Origin of the sequence: Kitasatospora sp. NPDC004615 (assembly GCF_042873545.1) — a bacterium.
Classification (GTDB): domain Bacteria; phylum Actinomycetota; class Actinomycetes; order Streptomycetales; family Streptomycetaceae; genus Kitasatospora.
Genome location: NZ_JBIALQ010000002.1, coordinates 753,156 through 771,194 on the forward strand (window position 1 = coordinate 753,156; position 18,039 = coordinate 771,194).

Below are 18,039 nucleotides of genomic sequence, written 5' to 3' on the forward strand. Positions count from 1 at the left end.
CCGACAGTTGAGGAAGAAACCGATGCTTCGCAACCACTTCGCCAAGGCCGCCGCGGTCCTGCTCGCCCTGGGCGCCCTGATCACCGCCCCCGCCGCCGTGGCCGCCGCCGAATCCGCCCCGACCACCCGCACCACCGTCGCCGACGGCCCGATCGACGGCAGCCTCGGCTGGGGCGGCAACATCGTCAGCGGCGACAGCCTCGGCTGGGGCGGCAACATCGCCCAGGGCGACAGCCTCGGCTGGGGCAGCTGACCCGATGGAAATCGTCTACGCCAGCCTGCATCGCAGAAGCACCACCGACCCGGTCCCGCCCAACGAGGTGGGCGAGGTCCTCGGCATCCTGTGGGCGCACGCCCGCCCCGAGGAGAACCTCGAGCACGTGAGCGCCCGCAGCGAGCGCGACCGCCTCGACCTGCTGCTCTACCTGCTCACCCCCCGGCCCGGCGCCGGCACGCCACCACCCGTGGCCGCCGCCCACAGCCTGCTCGTCCGCAGCCACCAGGCTTCCCCCGTGCTGCGCCGACGCTTCCAGGCGCCGACCTCGGATCCCGCTCCGACCGAGCACTGAACTCCCGTACCAGGCAAGCCCGTTCGCACAACCGACCGCTGACCCTGCAGGACAGCCGTCCGCCCGCGCACGTCGCCCCTCGGGGGCATCGCCCGTCAACCGTTCGATGCCACAAGGAGATCCGTCATGCCCGTCGCCACGTCCAAGCTCGCCCGCGTCGCCCTGGCCACCGCCATCGCCGTCTCGGGGTCGGTCGCCGCCACCGCTGTCACCCTCGCCACCGCCACCACCGCCCGGGCCGCCTCGGCCGTGGACGGCCCGATCACCCGCGGCGAGATCATCCAGCGCGCCCAGTACTGGTACGGCAAGTCGATCCCTTACAACCAGGGCGGCGCGTACCCCGACTCCAGCGGCCGCAACTACCGCACCGACTGCTCGGGTTACGTCTCGATGGCCTGGCACCTCGGCACCAGCCTGAACACCCAGACTCTTCCAGGCGTCGCCACCGAGATCGGCCGCGATCAGCTCAAGCCGGGCGACGTCCTCAACAGCTACTACGACCACGTGCTGCTGTTCGAGAAATGGGACGACGCCGCGCACACCAGGTTCTCCTACTACTCCTTCGGCGACACCCCGGTGACGCACGTGACCGGCCAGTCGATCACCGCCGGCACCATCGACGGGCACCCGAACGGCGACTACAAGGCACTGCGCTACAAGAAGGTCGTCGACGGCGGCGCCGGCACCGAAGCGGGCGCCGGCCGTACCCGGTACGCCGACTTCGACGGCGACGGCAAGGCCGACTACCTCGTCGTCGAGGACTCCGGTGCGATCCGGGCCTTCCTCAACAAGGGCGGCGACGGCCGCGGCGGCTGGCAGGACCTCGGCACCGTCGCCACCGGTGTGACCAGCGACAAGTCCCTGGTCCGGTTCGCGGACTTCGACGGCGACGGCCGCGCCGACTACCTCGTCATCCAGCCGGGCGGCACCGTCCGGGCCTTCCTCAACAAGGGCGGCGACGGGCGCGGCGGCTGGCAGGACCTCGGCACCGTCGCCACCGGCACCACCTCCGACGCCGACCAGGTCCGCTTCGCCGACTTCGACGGCGACGGCCGCGCCGACTACGTCACCATCGCCGACAACGGCGCCGTAGCCGTGTTCAAGAACAACGGCGGCGACGGCCGCGGCGGCTGGCAGAACCTCGGCCAGGTCGCCACCGGCGCCACCTCCGACCGCTCCCGGGTCCGGTTCGCCGACTTCGACGGCGACGGCCGCGCCGACTACAACGTCATCAACCCGGACGGCTCGGTCACCAGCTACACCAACAAGGGCGGCGACGGCCGCGGCGGCTGGGCCACGCGCGCCAAGATCGCCACCGGTACGACCACCGACCAGAACACCGTCCACTTCGCCGACGTCACCGGCGACGGCCACGCCGACTACCTCGTCGTCAACGGCCCCACCCGCGCCTTCGCCTACAACGGCGGCGACGACGCCGGCGGCTGGATCAACCTCGGCCAGATCGCCACCGGCGTCTGACCCGGCAGCACCACAGCCGCCGGACCTCGCCACTTCCGGGCGCCGACGCCCGCCCCGCCCGGGCACTGAACTCCCGCGCCGGGCACCGACGTTCGCGCATCCATTGGCAGCATCCGCAGCTCCCCCGTGCCGCGCCGACGCTTCCTGGCGCGGCACGGACACCCGCCCCGACCGAGCACTGAACTCCCGTACCAGGCAAGCCCGTTCGCACAACCGACCGCTGGCCCTGCAGGACAGCCGTCCGCCCGAGCACGCCGCCCCATCGGGGGCGCAGCCCATCAATCACCCATCGCCACAAGGAGATTCGCCATGTCCGCAAACGCGTCCAAGCTCGCCCGCCTCGCCCTGGCCGCCGCCGTCTCGCTCTCCGGCGCGGTCGCCACCACCGCCGCCACGGCCGTCTTCGGCGCCACCTCGGCGCACGCCGCGACCACGTCCTCGGTGGACGGTCCGATCACCCGCAGCGAGATCATCCAGCGCGCCCAGTACTGGCTGGGCAAGTCGATCCCCTACAACCAAGGCGGCTCGTACGGCGACTCCTCCGGCCGCAGCTACCGCACCGACTGCTCGGGTTACGTCTCGATGGCTTGGCACCTGGGTTCCAGCCTGAGCACCCAGACCCTGCCGGGCGTCGCCACCGAGATCTCGCGCAGCGACCTCAAGCCGGGCGACATCCTCAACAGCTTCTACGACCACGTGCTGCTGTTCGAGAAATGGGACGACGCCGCGCACACCACCTTCTCCTACTACTCCTTCGGGTCCACCCCGGTGAAGCACGTCACCGGGCAGTCGATCAACGCCGCCACCTTCGACTCGCACCCGAACGGTGACTACAAGGCGCTGCGCTACAAGAAGGTCATCAACGGCAGCGCCGGGACCGAGTCGGGCGGCGCGGGCCGGGCCCGGTTCGCGGACTTCGACGGCGACGGCAAGGCCGACTACATCGTGGTCGAGGACTCCGGCGCGATCCGGGTCTTCCTCAACAAGGGCGGCGACGGCCACGGCGGCTGGCAGGACCTCGGCCAGGTCGCCTCCGGCCTGACCAACGACAAGTCCCGCGTCCGGTTCGCCGACTTCGACGGCGACGGCAAGGCCGACTACATCGTCATCCAGCCGAACGGCGCCGTCGGCGTGTTCAAGAACAACGGCGGCGACGGCCGCGGCGGCTGGCAGGACCTCGGCCAGGTCGCCACCGGCCTCACCACCGACCCCGACCAGGTCCGGTTCGCGGACTTCGACGGCGACGGCAAGGCCGACTACGTCATGACCCAGGCCGACGGCTCGGTGGGCGTCTTCCGCAACACCAACGGCGCCGGCGGCTGGCAGGACCTCGGCAAGGTCGCGGGCGGCGTCACCTCCGACCGCTCCCGGGTCCGCTGGGCCGACATCAACGGCGACGGCCGGGCCGACTACAACATCATCAACCCGGACGGCTCGATCACCAGCTACACCAACAACGGCGGCGACACCGGCGGCGGCTGGACCCTGCGCGCCAAGATCGCATCCGGCCTGACCACCAACCAGAATGTCGTCCACTTCGCCGACGTCACGGGCGACGGCAGCGCCGACTACCTGGTCGTCAACGGCCCCACCAACGCCTTCGCCTACAACGGCGGCGACGACACCGGCGGCGGCTGGATCGACCTCGGCCAGATCGCCGCCGGCGTCTGACCCCCGCAGCACCGCATCGCCGCAGCGCCGGCCCGCCGCCCCCGCCCGGGGAGCGGCCGGCCGGCGCCGCCCTCCGACCGCACCCGTACGAGCCGAAGGACATCGCTGTGAAGCGCCCCACCTCCCTCGCCCTGGCCGCCGCAATCGCCGTGGGCGTCCTCTCCGCGACCGCCGCCCCCTCCTCCGCCGCCACCGTTCCGCCCACCCCGGCCCCGCTGCGCGTCATGCCGCTCGGCGACTCCATCACCGCGGGCGTCGGCAGCACCTCCGGCGCCGGCTACCGGCTGCCGCTCTACAACACGCTGTCCGGACAGTCCCGCTACCGCTTCGACCTGGTCGGCTCCTGGTCCGGCGGCGCGGTCGGCGACCCGGACAACGACGGCCACAGCGGCGCCCTGATCGACGAGATCACCCAGAACATCGACAGCTGGCTGGCCGGCGCCCAGCCCGACGTGGTCCTGCTGCACCTCGGCATCAACGACCTCGACCGCGGCGACCGGACCCACGCCCCCGACCGGCTCGCCGCCCTGGTCGACCGGATCGCCGCCGACCGGCCCACCGCGACCGTGCTGGTCCAGGGCCTCATCCCGACCACCGGCCAGCTGGAGAGCGCCGCCCAGACCTTCAACGCCGCCGTCCAGGCCCAGCTCCAGAGCCGCGCCGACGCCGGCCGCAAGGTCCGCTACCTCACGCCGCCCGCGCTCACCACCACCGAGATGAACGACCGTCTGCACCCCAACGACAAGGGCTACGCGCGGATGGCCCAGGTCTTCACCGCCGGCCTCGACCAGGCGTTCACCGACGGCCTGGCCGTCCGCCCCGCCGCCCCGCGGGCCGGCACCGAGGCGGGCGGCGCGGGCCGGGCCCGGTTCGCCGACTTCGACGGCGACGGCAAGGCCGACTACATCGTGGTCGAGGACTCCGGCGCCGTCCGGGTCTTCCTCAACAAGGGCGGCGACGGTCACGGCGGCTGGCAGGACCTCGGCCAGGTCGCCACCGGCCTGACCAGCGACAAGTCCCGCGTCCGGTTCGCCGACTTCGACGGCGACGGCAAGGCCGACTACCTCGTCATCCAGCCGGGCGGCGCGGTGAACGTCTTCCTCAACAAGGGCGGCGACGGCCGCGGCGGCTGGCAGGACTACGGTCAGGTCGCCAGCGGCACCACCAGCAACCCCGACCAGGTCCGGTTCGCCGACTTCGACGGCGACGGCCGCGCCGACTACGTGACCATCGGCGACGACGGCGCCGTCAACGTCTTCCTCAACCGCGGCGGCGACGGCCACGGCGGCTGGAACGTCCAGGGCAAGGTCGCCGGCGGCGTCACCACCGACCGCTCCCGGGTCCGCCTCGCCGACGTCACCGGCGACGGCCGCGCCGACTACAACGTCATCAATCCGGACGGCTCCATCACCAGCTACACCAACAACGGCGGCGACACCCACGGCGGCTGGACCCTCCGCCCCAAGATCGCCGCCGGCCTCACCACCGACCAGAACACCGTCCACCTCGCCGACATCACCGGCGACGCCCGCGCCGACTACCTCATCGTCAACGGCCCCACCCGCGCCTTCGCCAACAACGGCGGCGACGACACCGGCGGCGGTTGGACCGACCTCGGCCAAATCGCCACCGGCGTCTGACCCCCACCCAGCAGAACGGCCCGCACCCCCGGAAAGGGGTGCGGGCCGTCGGGCGGTCAGAAGTCCGAGGTGTCCAGCCGGAGTCCGAACGGTTCCGGCAGCTCGACCGGCTCCCCGAAGGGCAGCGGCCCGATCGTCCGGGTGTACCCGAGCGGGCCCGGCTCTGAGAACAGCGTGCAGGCCCGGTCCCGGCGGTCGATCAGCAGATAGAGCGGAGCCCCGTACTCGGCGTACCGCCGCCGCTTCACCACCCGGTCGGTGTCGCCGTTGGAGTCGGACGTCACCTCGACCACCAGCAGGGTCTGGTCGGGGAGCAGTGCGCCACCGTCCTTGGCCAACGGGGTGGGTACGACGGCCACGTCCGGGATGAACCAGTTGCTGGACCCTGGAAGATCGAGATCGCCCGCGCCCATCACACAGTCGAGTGCGTGGACCTTGTCGTTCAGTTGGCGGCGCACATGACTGGCGATCGCCTCGTGTCCCCACCCCGGTGCCATCGGCTCGATGACCCCCTCAATGATCTGGACGCGTTCACCGGCGTGATGCTGGATCGCGTACTTCAGGGCCTGTTCCGGATCGACCGAGTTGTACGGCAGTTCGCTGGGCAGAGCACTCATCGACCCCTCCTTCGTCGGCTCCACGCTACCGATCGTCCCTGCTCGTCCCAAAGGAATCTCACCCCAACGAGCGACGGCCCGCACCCCCAGGAGGGGTGCGGGCCGTCGGGCAGGGTGTGTGTCAGGCGGCGGCCGGAACCGCGGCGGGACGGTCCTCGGTGAGGAGGTCGCCGGTGGGGCGGTTGTAGGCGGTGAGGTCGAGGGTCTTCTCACGGGCCGAGACCAGGATCGGGACGACGACCTGACCGGCCACGTTGGTGGCGGTGCGCATCATGTCGAGGATCGGGTCGATGGCCAGCAGCAGGCCGACGCCCTCCAGCGGGAGGCCCAGGGTGGAGAGGGTCAGGGTGAGCATCACGATCGCGCCGGTGAGGCCGGCGGTGGCCGCGGAGCCGATCACCGAGACGAAGGCGATCAGCAGGTAGTCCTTGATGCCGAGGTCGATGCCGTACACCTGGGCGACGAAGATCGCGGCGAGCGACGGGTAGATCGCGGCGCAGCCGTCCATCTTGGTGGTCGCGCCGAACGGCGCGGCGAACGACGCGTACTCGGACGGGACGCCGAGGCGCTCGGTGACGCGGCGGGTGACCGGCAGGGTGCCGACGGAGGAGCGGGAGACGAAGGCCAGCTGGATCGCGGGCCAGGCGCCCTTGAAGAAGTTCAGCGGGTTGAGACCGGCGACGAAGCGCAGCAGCAGCGAGTAGACGCCGAACATGACGATCGCGCAGCCGACGTAGACGTCGATGGTCAGGGTGGAGAAGGGCTTGAGCAGGTCCCAGCCGTAGACGGCAACGGACTTGCCGATCAGGCCGAGGGTGCCGAGCGGGGCGAGCCGGATGACCCACCACAGGGCGGTCTGGACGAGTTCGAGGATCGCCTCGGAGAGCTTGCGGACCGGCTCGGCCTTGTCGCCGAGCTTGAGCAGGGCCGCGCCGACGACCACGCCGAGGAAGACGATCTGAAGGACGTTCACCTTCAGGAAGGCGTCGGCGATGTTGGTCGGGATGATGCCGGTCAGGAAGTCGACCCAGCTGCCGCCCTTCTCCACGCCCTTGACGCCGGCGGTGGAGAGGTTGGCGCCCTTGCCGGGGTCGGTGAGCAGGCCGAGGCCGAGGCCGACGGCAACCGCGATCAGCGAGGTGGCGAGGAACCAGAACAGCGTGCGGACGGCCAGCCGGGCGGCGTTGGTGACGTTCCGCAGGTTGGCGACCGAGACGATGATCGCGGTGAAGACCAGCGGCGGGACGGCCAGCTTGAGCAGCTGGACGAAGGTCTTGCCGATGGTGTCGAGGGTGGTCTTCAGCCAGGACACGTCGCCGGACCGGGCGATCCAGCCGAGCAGCAGGCCGAGGACGAGGCCGCCGACGATCTGGACCCAGAACGGGGTGCGTCGGATGCGTCCCAGCAGGGTGGGCGCGGGCACGGGCGCGGTGGACATGGGTGTGCGACTCCGGTGAGGTGCGGGGGTGGGGTGAGGGGCGGAGGCGGCGGCACGCCGGACGCGGGCCGGGTGGGGAGACCCGGGAGCCGACAGCGGAGCTGTCAGCGCGTCAGGAGCGGCGTGCCGCCCGCATACAGCCGCCGGAGCGACAGCGGCACGGGCCGTCCACGGCACCGGGCAGACGCGGGCAGCGGGACATGAGCGGGGTGCTCGTCCCGGTCTGGCGCGCGGCGTCTGCGGTGGTCATGCCCCGTAGATTAGCAACAAACCTTTGAGATGTTCAAAGTACTTGTTTGAGATCGTTCTCGAACCACCCTTCACTGACGGATCATCAGCTCGAACGGCCCACGGCCTGCAGCTTTGACGCCCCTCTGGTTATACGTATAACTTGAGGCTTCACCGAGACCTCGCCAGAAGGACGCCCATGGGCTACGCCGCACTGCTCCGCGCCCCGCACGTCACCCGGCTGCTGGTCGGCACCCTGATCGGACGACTCCCCGCCGGCATGACCGCACTGGTGATCGCCCTCGCCCTGCGCGAGGCCGGCACCCCGTACAGCCGGATCGGCCTGGCCACCGCCGCGTACGCGATCGCCGCCGCGATCGGCGGCCCCGTCCTCGGCCGGATCGTCGACCTCACCGGCCAGCCCCGCGTCCTGCTCGCCTCCGCCACCCTGGCCGGCGGCGGCTACGCGCTGCTCGCGCTCGCCCCGGGCTCCCCCGTCGCCGCCCCGCTCGGCGCCGCGATCGCCGGCCTGTGCATGCCGCCGCTGGAACCCTGCCTGCGCTCCCTCTGGCCCGACGTCGTCGAGGAGAAGCAGCTCGACACCGCGTACGCCTTCGACTCCGCCTCCCAGCAGATCCTGTACGTCGCCGGACCGCTGGCCGTCGCCGGACTGGCCGCCGCGTTCTCGCCGTCCACAGCCCTGTGGACGGCCGCCGCGCTCGGCCTGCTCGGCTCGCTGGTGGTCGCCACCACCGCCCCCGCCCGCCACTGGCAGGCCCCGCCGCGCGCCGAATCCGCCGGACTGCTCGGCCCGCTGCGCTCCCCCGGCCTGGTCCTCCTGCTGCTCGGCCTGGCCGGCACCGGCTGGGCGGTCGGCGCGCAGAACGTGCTGTTCATCGCCTACGCCGAACGCCACCCGGGCGGCCTGCCCGGCGGCGCCGGCACCCTGCTGGCACTGGCCGCACTGGCCGGCCTGCTCGGCGCGCTCGGCTACGGCGCCACCGCCTGGAAGGCCGACACCGCCACCCGCACCTGGATACTCGCGCTCGGCATGGCCCTCGGCTACCTGCCGCTGCTGCTCCTGCCCGGCCCGCTGCCGATGGCCGCGCTCGCGTTCCTCTCCGGCCTCGGCCTGGCCCCGCTGCTGGCCGCCGCGTTCATCCTGGTCGCCGAACTCGCCCCGGCCGGCACCGTCACCGAGGCGTTCGCCTGGCTGGTCACCCTGTTCGCCACCGGCAACGCGGCCGGCTACGCCGTCTCCGGCGCACTGGTCGACACCTCCCTGCACGCCGTCGCCCTCTGCGCCGTCGCCGGCTCCGCCCTCGGCGGCCTGCTGCTCCTCACCACCCGCCACCGGCTGCGCCCCGCCCAGGTCGCGCTGGCCGCCTGAAACCGCTCGCCCGCACCGCCCGCGGCCTGCTTGGATGCGCCGCATGACGAACTTCCAGCTGCCCGCGGGCTACACGGTCTCCACCGATCCGGCGCTCCTCGACCGGGAGTCGGTGCACCAATGGCTCTCCGAGGACGCCTACTGGGCCCTCGGCCGGCCCCGCGAGAAGCAGGACCGGGCGATCGACCACTCCCTCAACTTCGGCCTGTACGAGGAGACTTCCGGCGCCCAGGTGGGCTACGCCCGGGTGGTCACCGACCGGGCCACATTCGCCTGGCTGTGCGACGTGTACATCGCCCCGCCGGCCCGCGGCCTGGGCCTGGGCACCGCGCTGACCGCCGCCGTCCGCGACGAGCTGGCCGCACTCGGACTGCGCCGCCTGATGCTGGCCACCCGGGACGCGCACGAGGTGTACGCCAAGGTCGGGTTCAACCCGCTCGCGCTACCGGAGAAGTGGATGGTGCTCGGCGAGCAGTAGCCGCTCAGGCCGGCGCCGTGGACCGCCGCACCACCAGCGTGGTCGCCAACGGGTCGGCCGGTGACGGCAGTTCACCGCCCAGCAGGGCCACCAGGGTGGCCAGGCCGGTCCGGCCGAGCTGTTCCCCCGGCAGATCGACGGTGGTCAGCGGCGGGCTGAGCAGCTCCGCCACCGGAATGTTGTCCATGCCGACCACCGACAGGTCGCCGGGGATCCGCAGCCCCAGCTCGTTCGCCGCCTGGTACAGCCCGGACGCCACCACGTCGTCGTCGCACACCACGGCGCGCGGCCGGTCCGGCCCGGCCAGCAGCTCCCGGGCCGCCCGCGCCGCCTCCCGGTTGCCCTCGTTCAGGCTGACCGCCCGCTCCTGCACGTCCAGCTCCGCGGCCGCCGCCGCGAACGCCGCCTGCCGGACCCGGAAGGTGTACGCCGAGTGCACCGAACGCAGGTAGCCGATCCGCCGGTGCCCCAGCGCCGCCAGGTGGTCGACGGCGGCCCGCATGCCCGCGGTCAGGTCCAGTTCGACGGTGGGGCGGCCGGGGTTGGCCGCCGGGTCGGCGTCCAGGAACACCGCCGCCGTGTCGGCGGGCAGCCCACCGAGCTGCTTGTCGTCCGGGGAGCAGATCAGCATGCCGTCGAAGCGGCCCGCGGCCGCGGCCTCGGCGAGCGTCGCCGCGTCCCAGCCGCTGGAGACCACCACCGAAAGACCGTGCCGGGCCGCCTCCTCGTGCACGCCCGTCAGCACCCGGCCGAAGAACGGGCCGAGCAGGTTCGGCACCGTCAGCAGCACCATGCCGCTGCGGCCCAACCGCAACTGCCGGCCGGCCGCCTGCGGGCGATAGCCCAGCTCCCGGGCGGCATCGGTGATCCGCTGGCGGGTGGCGTCCGAGACCCGGTGCCCGGCGCTGCCGGAGAACACCAGCGAGACCGTCGCCTGCGACACCCCCGCCAGCCGGGCCACGTCCCGCCCGGTCGGCCGCCGCCGCGCCCCCTCGCCGGACCCGGAGTCCGACACGCCGGTCAGCCGGCCTGCGCCTGCCGGGCGGCAGCGGCCCGGGCCGCGTCGTCCGCCTCGTCCTCGGCGGCGTCCCGGACGACGGAGCGGGCCTTGCGGTTGTCGATCCGGTTCGCGATCTGCGCCGACATCTCGTCCCGCTGCTTGCTCAGCACCACGTAGCTGATCGCCGAGGACGCCACCATCGCCAGCGCGAACAGCAGGATCAGCCCGAGGTCACCGACCACCGGAATCACCCCGAAATGGGCCAGCAGCAACGCGACCAGCAGGCAGGCCAGAAAGATGCTCGCCCGCAGCGAGGTGTAGCGGAGCGTCGCGTTGATCTTGCTGCTCACCGGGGATCGTCCTTCACTGCCGGGTCGCGCCGCAGGGCACGAGGGGGTAATGGCCCTCCCAGTGAAGCACGACCTCACATCTTTCAAGCGCAGAGGGGAGCCCCGCCAGGGCCTGAGGCCCGCCGCAGTCACGACCCCCCGCTGTCCCCGACCACTCGCAGCTCGGCCTCACCGTTCCCCGAGCCCCTGAATGTCCGCCCTGCAAGCGCCAGACAGCACCCCACCGCCACCACACACAACACCCCCGCCGCGTACCAAGTCGCGTCGTAGTTCCCGAAGCTGTCCCGAGCCAACCCGGCCAGCCCGGCAACAATCGCCGCCCCCACCTGGTGCGCCGCCAGCACCCACCCGAAAACGATCGGCGCATCCGCCCCGAAGTGCCGCCGGCACAGCGCGACGGTCGGCGGCACGGTCGCCACCCAGTCCAGCCCGTAAAAAACGACGAAGGCGAGAATCGGCGGCCGCAGGCTCTCCCCGAACAGCGACGGCAGCAGCACCAGCGAGAGACCCCGCAGACCGTAATAGGCGATCAGCAGCCGCGTGGAGTCGAACCGGTCCGTGAACCACCCGCTCGCGATCGTCCCGACCACGTCGAAGACCCCGATCAGCGCCAGCAGCGAGGCCCCGGTGGTGACGGGCATGCCGTGGTCGTGGGCGGCGGGGATGAAGTGGGTGCCGACCAGACCGGCGGTGGTCGCACCGCATATCGCGAAGGAGGCGGCGAGCAGCCAGAACGCCCGGCTGCGGGTGGCCCCGCGCAGCACTCGCAGGGAGCGGGCGATCGCCGAGCCGTCGACCACCGGCGGCGCGGGGGCCTCGGTGGCCCCGTACGGCAGCAGCCCGAGGTCCGCGGGGCGTTCGCGCATCAGGATCAGTACGGGGACGGCGACGGCCGTGGCGGCGAGCGAAACGACCACCACCGCCGTCCGCCAGCCCTGGTTTTCGACGAGCGCGGCGAGCACCGGCATGAAGATCAGGTTGCCTGCCGCGCCGGCGGCGGTCAGCACGCCGGTCACCAATCCCTGCCGCGCCTGGAACCACCGTCCGGAAATCGTGGTGGCGAACGCGCCGGCCATCGAGCCGCTGCCGAGTCCGACCAGGACGCCCCAGCAGAGGATCAGCTGCCAGGAGGCGGTCATCAGGACGGTGAGTCCGGCGCCGACGGAGATGGTGAGCAGTGCGCAGACCACCACCAGCCGGACGCCGAAGCGGTCCATCAGGGCGGCGGCGAACGGGGCGGTGAGGCCGTAGAGGGTGAGGTTGACGGAGACTGCGCTGGAGATGGTGGCGTGCGACCAGCCGAACTCGTTGTGCAGGGCGTCCATCATCAGGCCTGGCGCGGAGCGGAATCCGGCGGAGCCGACCAGGACGACCAGCGAGACGGCTGCGACGATCCAGGCGTAGTGCAGGCGCGGGGCGGGCCGTGGCGGGGCCGGGTCGGCGACGGGCGTGGTGGTGAGTTCGTTCACCCGCCGAGTCTGCGGTTCCCGGCCCCGCCCGCACGACGGGGTTTGCTGCCATCTCCCATCGAGATCCGGACGCCGTCCGGGCGCCCGCGACGTCAGTGCCCGCCGGCGACCGGCCCGCCGTCGGGGACCCTGCGCAGGCCTCGGATGGGCGCGCTGAGCAGCAGGGCGGTGGCGGTCAGTACGGTGACGATGCCGCCGACCACCAGGACGTGCTGCGCGCCGAAAGTCTCCATCGCGGGTCCGGCGAGCGCGGAGCCGAGCGGGAACATGCAGACGGAGCCGGCCACTTCGTACGCGTGGATGCGGTTGAGCACCTCGCCGGGCACCTGGGTCTGCACGCTGGTGGCCCACATGACGCCCCAGAAGCTGATGCCGATGCCGGAGACCGTCATCGCCGCGCCGAGCACCGGCCAGGGCAGGTCGAAGGCGAGCGCGAACTGCTGGAGCGGGAAGGCCAGGAGGGCGAACGCACCGGCGGCGAGCGGACGGACGGGCTTGACCCGGATCGCGATCAGTCCGCCGATCACGGTGCCGGCGCCGAACATGCCGTTCAGGATGCCGAACACGGTGCCGCCGTGCGCGGGCACCACCAGCGAGCCGAGCAGCGGGGTGAGCGGACCCCAGGAGAGCACTGTGAAGATCATCCAGATCACGATGACGCCCCACATCCAGCTGCGGGAGCGGAACTCGTGCCAGCCCTCGACCAGGTTCTTCCACAGGCTGTCGCCGGGCGGCGGCGCGGGGACGGGGCCGAGCCGCAGCACCAGCAGCGAGCTGGCGCTGATCGCGTACATCACGCCGGCGATGACCATCACCCAGCCGGTGGAGGCGGCGGCCAGCAGGCCGGCCAGCGGCGGGCCGGCAAGGACGGTGAGCGCCTCGGAGATCCGCAGGATGCCGTTGGCGCCCTGCACGTCGCGGGCCACCAGCGGGACGGTGGAGGCGGCGCCCGGCTGGAACATCGCGGCGGCGGTGCCGGCCAGCGCGAGCAGCAGGTAGAGCTGCCAGAGCTGGTCGACGCCGCGGAAGAACAGCAGCGCGAGCAGCACCCGGGTGGTGAGGTTGAGCAGGTCGGCGAAGATCATCAGCCGGCGGGCGGTGAAGCGGTCCGCGAGGACGCCGCCGATCAGGACCAGGCCGGCGAACGGGGCGAGCAGGAAGGCCATCGCGTAGCCGACCGTGGAGGCCGAGTGCCCGCTGGTCAGCAGTCCGGTGGTGACGGCCACGGGGAGCATCGCGTCGCTCAGCAGGCCGGCCGAGCGGGCGGTGAAGTAGAGCCGGAAATTGCCCGACCAGATGGCGGGTTCGGCGGGGGTACTGACGCGCGCGGTGGAGGCAGTATCGAGTTCTGGTGCGGTCACGACCCACAGTTTTGGTGTAGACCACCACCGTTTGCCAGTGCTTTTGGATCACGATGCGGCGTCCGACCGGTGACTGACCGGACGACAGCCCGCCGTGCGCGCCCCGAGCACGGCACCGCGGGCTGTCGTCCGGGTCTGCGTCCGGGCCCTGAAGCCGTGACGCCGGGCGTCCCGATTTCGCCGAGGTTCCGGGCGGATGCGGCCAACGACCCCCTGAGTGTCGGCACCGCCCGGGCTCCCTCGGCGTCCCCTCGCAACGGAACGCCGCACCCAAGAGTGATCAGTCGGATACGTCACGTCAATGGGTTGTCCGAAATTCAGATGGATCACCCGGAGCGCGGACAGCGCACGCGTGGCGCGCCCGGACCCGCCGACGGGCGTTCAGCGCGCCGAAGCGACCGGCTGCGCCGCCCGTTCGCACACCGCCGCCACCGGGCCGATCTCGCACCACACCCGCTTGCCGGAGCCGTCCGGGTACCAGCCCCAGCGCTCGCACAGCAGTTCCACCAGCTCCAGGCCGCGCCCGTTGGTGGCCTCCGCGTCGGCCCCGGCGTGCCGGGGGGCGGGGGCGGCGCAGCTGGCGTCCGCGACCTCCACCCGGACCCCCGGCGGGGCGTCCGGACCGGCCGGCATCAGCAGGCGCAGCACCGCCGGACAACCGGTGTGCACCACCGCGTTGGTGACCAGTTCGGAGACCACCAGCACCAGCGTCTCGGCAACCGGCGAGTCCGGGTCGAGACCGCCGGCCTCCAACCGGGCCCGTACCCAGCGCCGGGCTCGTGAGACCTCCGCCGGGTCCGCCTGGACCGCCAGCTGTACCTGAAGTACCTGCACCGTTCCACCACCCGCACTCGGTATTCGGCCCGCTTGATCCCGCCGGTCCGGTCGGCCGTGCCTCGTGGAGGCCGCCGATCCGCACTGCCCATGGCATCGACACGAATACGCCCCAGAATGATTCCGGGACCGGGTCGCAGCAAGAGCTTCGGGCATATTCCAGCGTTCGGGGGATGTCTCGGTGCATACTGTCCCGCTCACCCTGCCGGGGTTCGCACGACCGGTCGGCGGCACCGCCACCGCGGGTACTCCCGACCGTACTCCCCACGCCCCGTCATCACCGGGCCGCCACGAGCGAACCACCCTTCCCACAAATGTCCAGCGGGCGCTCGAACGGCGCCCGCCGAGCATTCGTCAGGCGAACACCACGGTCCGGGTGCCGTTCAGCAGCACCCGCCGCTCGCTGTGCCACTTCACCGCACGGGCCAGCGCCTGGCACTCGACGTCCCGGCCGAGCGCCACCAGTTGCTCCGGCGTCACGTCGTGGGTGACCCGGGCGACCTCCTGCTCGATGATCGGGCCCTCGTCCAGGTCGGCGGTGACGTAGTGCGCGGTCGCACCGATCAGCTTCACACCGCGGGCGTGCGCCTGGTGGTAGGGCCGGGCACCCTTGAAGCTCGGCAGGAACGAGTGGTGGATGTTGATCACGCGGCCGGACAACTCTTTGCACAACCCGTCCGACAGCACCTGCATGTAGCGGGCCAGCACCACCAGTTCGACCCGCTCCTGCTCGACCAGGTCCAGCAACTGCTGCTCGGCCTGCTCCTTGGTGTCCTTGGTGACCGGCAGGTGGTGGAACGGGACGCCGTAGGACTCGGTCAGCTCGCGGAAGTCGGTGTGGTTGGACACCACCCCGACGATGTCCACCGGCAGCGCCCCGATCCGGGTGCGGAACAGCAGGTCGTTCAGGCAGTGGCCGAACTTCGAGACCATCAGCAGCACCCGCATCCGCTCCGCGGACTCGTGGATCTGCCAGTCCATCCGGAACGAGGCGCCGACCGCCGCGAACGACGCCCGCAGCTTCTCCGCCGTCACCGGCTGCTCGGCCGAGAAGTGCACCCGCATGAAGAACAGCCCGGTACCGGCGTCGCCGAACTGCTGGCTGTCGATGATGTTGCAGCCCGTCATGAACAGATAGCTGGAGACCGCGTGCACGATGCCCTGCTTGTCGGGACAGGACAGCGTCAGAACGTACTGGGAGTGGGCGGTCTCTTCCATGTCGCGGGGTCCCGTTTCTCGGCTCTGGTGCGGACGGATCGCCCAGCCTGGCACAAATCCGCCCGCCTTGCGGCCACCGCCCGCCACCCGAGACTGCGCGCCACCCCCACCGCTCAGCGGTGCGCGGTCAGTTGCCGCAGCTCGGCCGGCGTGGACGGCGGCAGGTCGGGGTCCGTACCGTCGTTGACGGCCAGCAGGTGGTGCGCCTCACGCGCCGCCCGCACCGCCTCCGGCCAGTCCGGGTGCCCGAGGTAGACGGCCGCCGGGGCGTACTCGCCGACCTGGCTCACGATCCGCAGCACCCGCAGCACCGCCGCGTCCACCGCGACCGCCTCCGCGGAGTCCCGGAACACCGAGCCGACGTACTTCTCCGCCGCCTTCCACCGGTCCAGCCAGCTGTCCTCGACCAGCCGGTACACCGCGTCGTGGAGATCCCCGTAGTCGCCCTGCCCCTCCAGCCAGGCCATCCGCTGGAAGCCGGGGTCGGAAAGCATGTGCAACGCCGAACGGATCCGGGCGCGCCAGCGCCACCAGGGCACGTCAGTCAGGGGCATGACGCCCATCGTGCTGGAGCGGCCGCCCGTTCGAGAAGAGTTTCGGGCAGAACGGTACGGAGAATCCACGCTGTCGGACACGGGAGATGATCGTACGTTCCCCGGCCGGTCGCCCTCCACACGCGACGTCATCACACCCGCGAACCCCGTGTTCCTCCCCCGTTGACGGACCGTTCACATCACGTCCCTCTCGCCGTGCGCAGCCCCCACCACGCTGGACGCGCCGAACCTGCGCAAAGAAGCACGGGTCAGTCCCCGCAGCATCTCCAGGGAGGAACAGAGCACCATGACGCGGAACGGAACCCCCCGCCCGAGACCCGCCGTCAGCGGCCGCCACCACCGCACCACCGCCGCCCTCGCCGCCGGCCTGGCGCTGCCCGCCCTGCTCTCCACCACGGCCTGCGGCGGCCCCGCCGCCGCCGACGCCACCGGCCGGGACGTCACCGTGATGACCTTCGCCCCGTCCGGCACCGGCGCCGCCGACCGCCCCGGCATGACGGCCCTCGCCGAAGCCATCGGCCGCGACCTCAACGCGCACGGCGGCCTGAACGGCCGCAAGGTCACCGTCCTCACCTGCAACGAGCACGACACCACCGACGGCGCCACCGCCTGCGCCAACCAGGCCGTCGGGGCACACGCCGTCGCCGTGGTCGGCTCCGCCAGCCAGTACGGCAGCAACTTCATCCCCGTCCTGGAAGCCGCCGGCATCCCCTTCATCGGCGGATACGGCCTCTCCACCCCCGAGTTCAGCAGCCCGCTGTCCTACCCCGTCAACGGCGGCACCCCCGCCCTCGTCGCCGGCAGCGGACGCCAACTGATCGACGCCGGCTGCAAGCAGATCGCCCTGATCCGCCCCGACACCCGGGCCGGCGACGCCCTGGTCAGCTACCTCAACACCGCCGTCAAGCAGACCAGCATCAAGGTCACCGACATCAAGGCCCCCGAAAAGTCCCCCGACTACGCCCCCTACGCCCGGCGGGCCATCGGCGACGACCGCCCCGGCAACTGCGTACTCTCCGCACTCGGCGCCGAACCCACCGGCAACCTGCTCGACCCCTACCGCCGCGCCAACCCCAGGAACACCCAACTCGCCTCGGTCATCGGCTCCTTCCAGCAGTCCGTGGTCGACTCCACCGGCGGCGACAGCGGCCCGCTCCGCGGCGCGTACGCCACCGGCTGGTTCCCCGCCGAGAGCTCCCCCGTCTGGGACAGCCTGCGCGCCACCGCCCGCACCTACGGCAACGGCACCACCATCGACGTCACCGACCCCGGCGTCCAGACCACCTGGGTCGCCTACACCGTCCTCCGCCAGGCCGCCGGCCGCATCGACCCCACCCGGCCACTCACCGCGAAGGCCCTGCAGACCGTCCTCGACAGCGGCGACCCCATCGACACCGCCGGCACCACCCCACCCCTCGGCTGGGGCGTCACCAACATGCTCCCCACCGCCGACTCCCCCCGCCTGGTGAACACCTCCGTCACCTTCCAGCAGGTCCAGAACGGCCGCCTGGTCGAACAGCACCAGGGCTTCACCAACGTCCGCACCATCCTCGCGGGGTGAATAGCGGGCGAAACCAGGGAGAGCACAACCAGGGGCGTGGGGAATTGCGCGAAGGGGAACGCACCACGTCCGCAAGATCGCGACGCAGGACAATGACTTGCACTTGATCGCGACCTTGCGGACGTGATGTGCGCTTGTCGTGCAGTTCTCCCCCAGCCCTAGGGGGCTGGGAGGTGCCCCCA

Annotated in this window: 17 protein-coding genes; 8 read left to right on the top strand and 9 right to left on the bottom strand. The window is 71.9% G+C overall.

Going from position 1 to position 18,039, the window contains the following annotated elements:
• Positions 1 to 22: 22 nt before the first annotated feature.
• From ACFYS8_RS10260 to ACFYS8_RS10280, 5 genes are all read left to right on the top strand, one after another.
• The gene (locus tag ACFYS8_RS10260; RefSeq protein ID WP_387638449.1) at positions 23 to 253 is read left to right on the top strand and encodes a hypothetical protein; all 231 of its coding nucleotides are present in this window, start codon (positions 23 to 25) and stop codon (positions 251 to 253) included.
• Positions 254 to 257: 4 nt separating this feature from the next.
• The gene (locus tag ACFYS8_RS10265; protein WP_387638451.1) at positions 258 to 569 is read left to right on the top strand and encodes a hypothetical protein; all 312 of its coding nucleotides are present in this window, start codon (positions 258 to 260) and stop codon (positions 567 to 569) included.
• Positions 570 to 695: 126 nt separating this feature from the next.
• Positions 696 to 2,048: an FG-GAP-like repeat-containing protein gene (locus ACFYS8_RS10270; protein ID WP_387638454.1), complete on the top strand. Its 1,353-nt coding sequence runs from the start codon at positions 696 to 698 to the stop codon at positions 2,046 to 2,048.
• A gap of 309 nt (positions 2,049 to 2,357) precedes the next feature.
• Positions 2,358 to 3,719, top strand: coding sequence for an FG-GAP-like repeat-containing protein (locus tag ACFYS8_RS10275; protein ID WP_387638456.1), 1,362 nt, complete (start codon positions 2,358 to 2,360; stop codon positions 3,717 to 3,719).
• A gap of 107 nt (positions 3,720 to 3,826) precedes the next feature.
• Positions 3,827 to 5,359, top strand: coding sequence for an FG-GAP-like repeat-containing protein (locus ACFYS8_RS10280; protein ID WP_387638459.1), 1,533 nt, complete (start codon positions 3,827 to 3,829; stop codon positions 5,357 to 5,359).
• Between the two features lie 56 nt (positions 5,360 to 5,415).
• On the opposite strand, the gene ACFYS8_RS10285 is transcribed toward ACFYS8_RS10280, so the two are convergent.
• Positions 5,416 to 5,976 (bottom strand): Uma2 family endonuclease, encoded by a 561-nt coding sequence (locus tag ACFYS8_RS10285; protein WP_387638461.1) that lies wholly within the window; start codon positions 5,974 to 5,976, stop codon positions 5,416 to 5,418.
• A gap of 121 nt (positions 5,977 to 6,097) precedes the next feature.
• A complete protein-coding gene (locus ACFYS8_RS10290; protein ID WP_387638464.1) occupies positions 6,098 to 7,414 on the bottom strand; it encodes a dicarboxylate/amino acid:cation symporter in 1,317 nt (438 codons plus the stop codon).
• Between the two features lie 427 nt (positions 7,415 to 7,841).
• On the opposite strand from ACFYS8_RS10290, the gene ACFYS8_RS10295 reads away from it, so the two are divergent.
• Positions 7,842 to 9,032, top strand: coding sequence for an MFS transporter (locus ACFYS8_RS10295; RefSeq protein ID WP_387638467.1), 1,191 nt, complete (start codon positions 7,842 to 7,844; stop codon positions 9,030 to 9,032).
• Positions 9,033 to 9,075: 43 nt separating this feature from the next.
• On the top strand, positions 9,076 to 9,510 hold the full coding sequence (locus ACFYS8_RS10300) for a GNAT family N-acetyltransferase (protein WP_387638469.1): 435 nt from the start codon (positions 9,076 to 9,078) through the stop codon (positions 9,508 to 9,510).
• A gap of 4 nt (positions 9,511 to 9,514) precedes the next feature.
• Here ACFYS8_RS10300 and ACFYS8_RS10305 read toward each other — a convergent pair whose 3' ends face one another.
• The 7 genes from ACFYS8_RS10305 to ACFYS8_RS10335 all read right to left on the bottom strand — a co-directional run bounded on the left by ACFYS8_RS10305 (position 9,515) and on the right by ACFYS8_RS10335 (position 16,296).
• Complete coding sequence (locus ACFYS8_RS10305; RefSeq protein ID WP_387638472.1) at positions 9,515 to 10,525, bottom strand: LacI family DNA-binding transcriptional regulator; 1,011 nt, start codon at positions 10,523 to 10,525, stop codon at positions 9,515 to 9,517.
• Between the two features lie 5 nt (positions 10,526 to 10,530).
• On the bottom strand, positions 10,531 to 10,860 hold the full coding sequence (locus ACFYS8_RS10310; protein ID WP_387638475.1) for a DUF4229 domain-containing protein: 330 nt from the start codon (positions 10,858 to 10,860) through the stop codon (positions 10,531 to 10,533).
• 128 nt (positions 10,861 to 10,988) lie between these two features.
• A complete protein-coding gene (locus ACFYS8_RS10315) occupies positions 10,989 to 12,329 on the bottom strand; it encodes an MFS transporter (protein WP_387638477.1) in 1,341 nt (446 codons plus the stop codon).
• Between the two features lie 92 nt (positions 12,330 to 12,421).
• Positions 12,422 to 13,690 (bottom strand): MFS transporter, encoded by a 1,269-nt coding sequence (locus ACFYS8_RS10320; protein ID WP_387638480.1) that lies wholly within the window; start codon positions 13,688 to 13,690, stop codon positions 12,422 to 12,424.
• 381 nt (positions 13,691 to 14,071) lie between these two features.
• On the bottom strand, positions 14,072 to 14,524 hold the full coding sequence (locus tag ACFYS8_RS10325; protein ID WP_387638482.1) for an ATP-binding protein: 453 nt from the start codon (positions 14,522 to 14,524) through the stop codon (positions 14,072 to 14,074).
• 354 nt (positions 14,525 to 14,878) lie between these two features.
• Complete coding sequence (gene purU, locus ACFYS8_RS10330; RefSeq protein WP_387638485.1) at positions 14,879 to 15,742, bottom strand: formyltetrahydrofolate deformylase; 864 nt, start codon at positions 15,740 to 15,742, stop codon at positions 14,879 to 14,881.
• Between the two features lie 113 nt (positions 15,743 to 15,855).
• On the bottom strand, positions 15,856 to 16,296 hold the full coding sequence (locus ACFYS8_RS10335; RefSeq protein ID WP_387638487.1) for a hypothetical protein: 441 nt from the start codon (positions 16,294 to 16,296) through the stop codon (positions 15,856 to 15,858).
• Between the two features lie 286 nt (positions 16,297 to 16,582).
• Between ACFYS8_RS10335 and ACFYS8_RS10340 the strand changes: the two genes are divergently transcribed.
• Positions 16,583 to 17,857: an ABC transporter substrate-binding protein gene (locus ACFYS8_RS10340; RefSeq protein ID WP_387638490.1), complete on the top strand. Its 1,275-nt coding sequence runs from the start codon at positions 16,583 to 16,585 to the stop codon at positions 17,855 to 17,857.
• Positions 17,858 to 18,039 lie beyond the last annotated feature (182 nt).

Coding starts and splice junctions, on each gene's coding strand:
- ACFYS8_RS10260 (WP_387638449.1), top strand. CDS start 23: ATGCTTCGCAACCACTTCGCCAAGGCCGCCGCGGTCCTGCTCGCCCTG.
- ACFYS8_RS10265 (WP_387638451.1), top strand. CDS start 258: ATGGAAATCGTCTACGCCAGCCTGCATCGCAGAAGCACCACCGACCCG.
- ACFYS8_RS10270 (WP_387638454.1), top strand. CDS start 696: ATGCCCGTCGCCACGTCCAAGCTCGCCCGCGTCGCCCTGGCCACCGCC.
- ACFYS8_RS10275 (WP_387638456.1), top strand. CDS start 2,358: ATGTCCGCAAACGCGTCCAAGCTCGCCCGCCTCGCCCTGGCCGCCGCC.
- ACFYS8_RS10285 (WP_387638461.1), bottom strand. CDS start 5,976: ATGAGTGCTCTGCCCAGCGAACTGCCGTACAACTCGGTCGATCCGGAA.
- ACFYS8_RS10290 (WP_387638464.1), bottom strand. CDS start 7,414: ATGTCCACCGCGCCCGTGCCCGCGCCCACCCTGCTGGGACGCATCCGA.
- ACFYS8_RS10295 (WP_387638467.1), top strand. CDS start 7,842: ATGGGCTACGCCGCACTGCTCCGCGCCCCGCACGTCACCCGGCTGCTG.
- ACFYS8_RS10300 (WP_387638469.1), top strand. CDS start 9,076: ATGACGAACTTCCAGCTGCCCGCGGGCTACACGGTCTCCACCGATCCG.
- purU (WP_387638485.1), bottom strand. CDS start 15,742: ATGGAAGAGACCGCCCACTCCCAGTACGTTCTGACGCTGTCCTGTCCC.
- ACFYS8_RS10335 (WP_387638487.1), bottom strand. CDS start 16,296: ATGCCCCTGACTGACGTGCCCTGGTGGCGCTGGCGCGCCCGGATCCGT.
- ACFYS8_RS10340 (WP_387638490.1), top strand. CDS start 16,583: ATGACGCGGAACGGAACCCCCCGCCCGAGACCCGCCGTCAGCGGCCGC.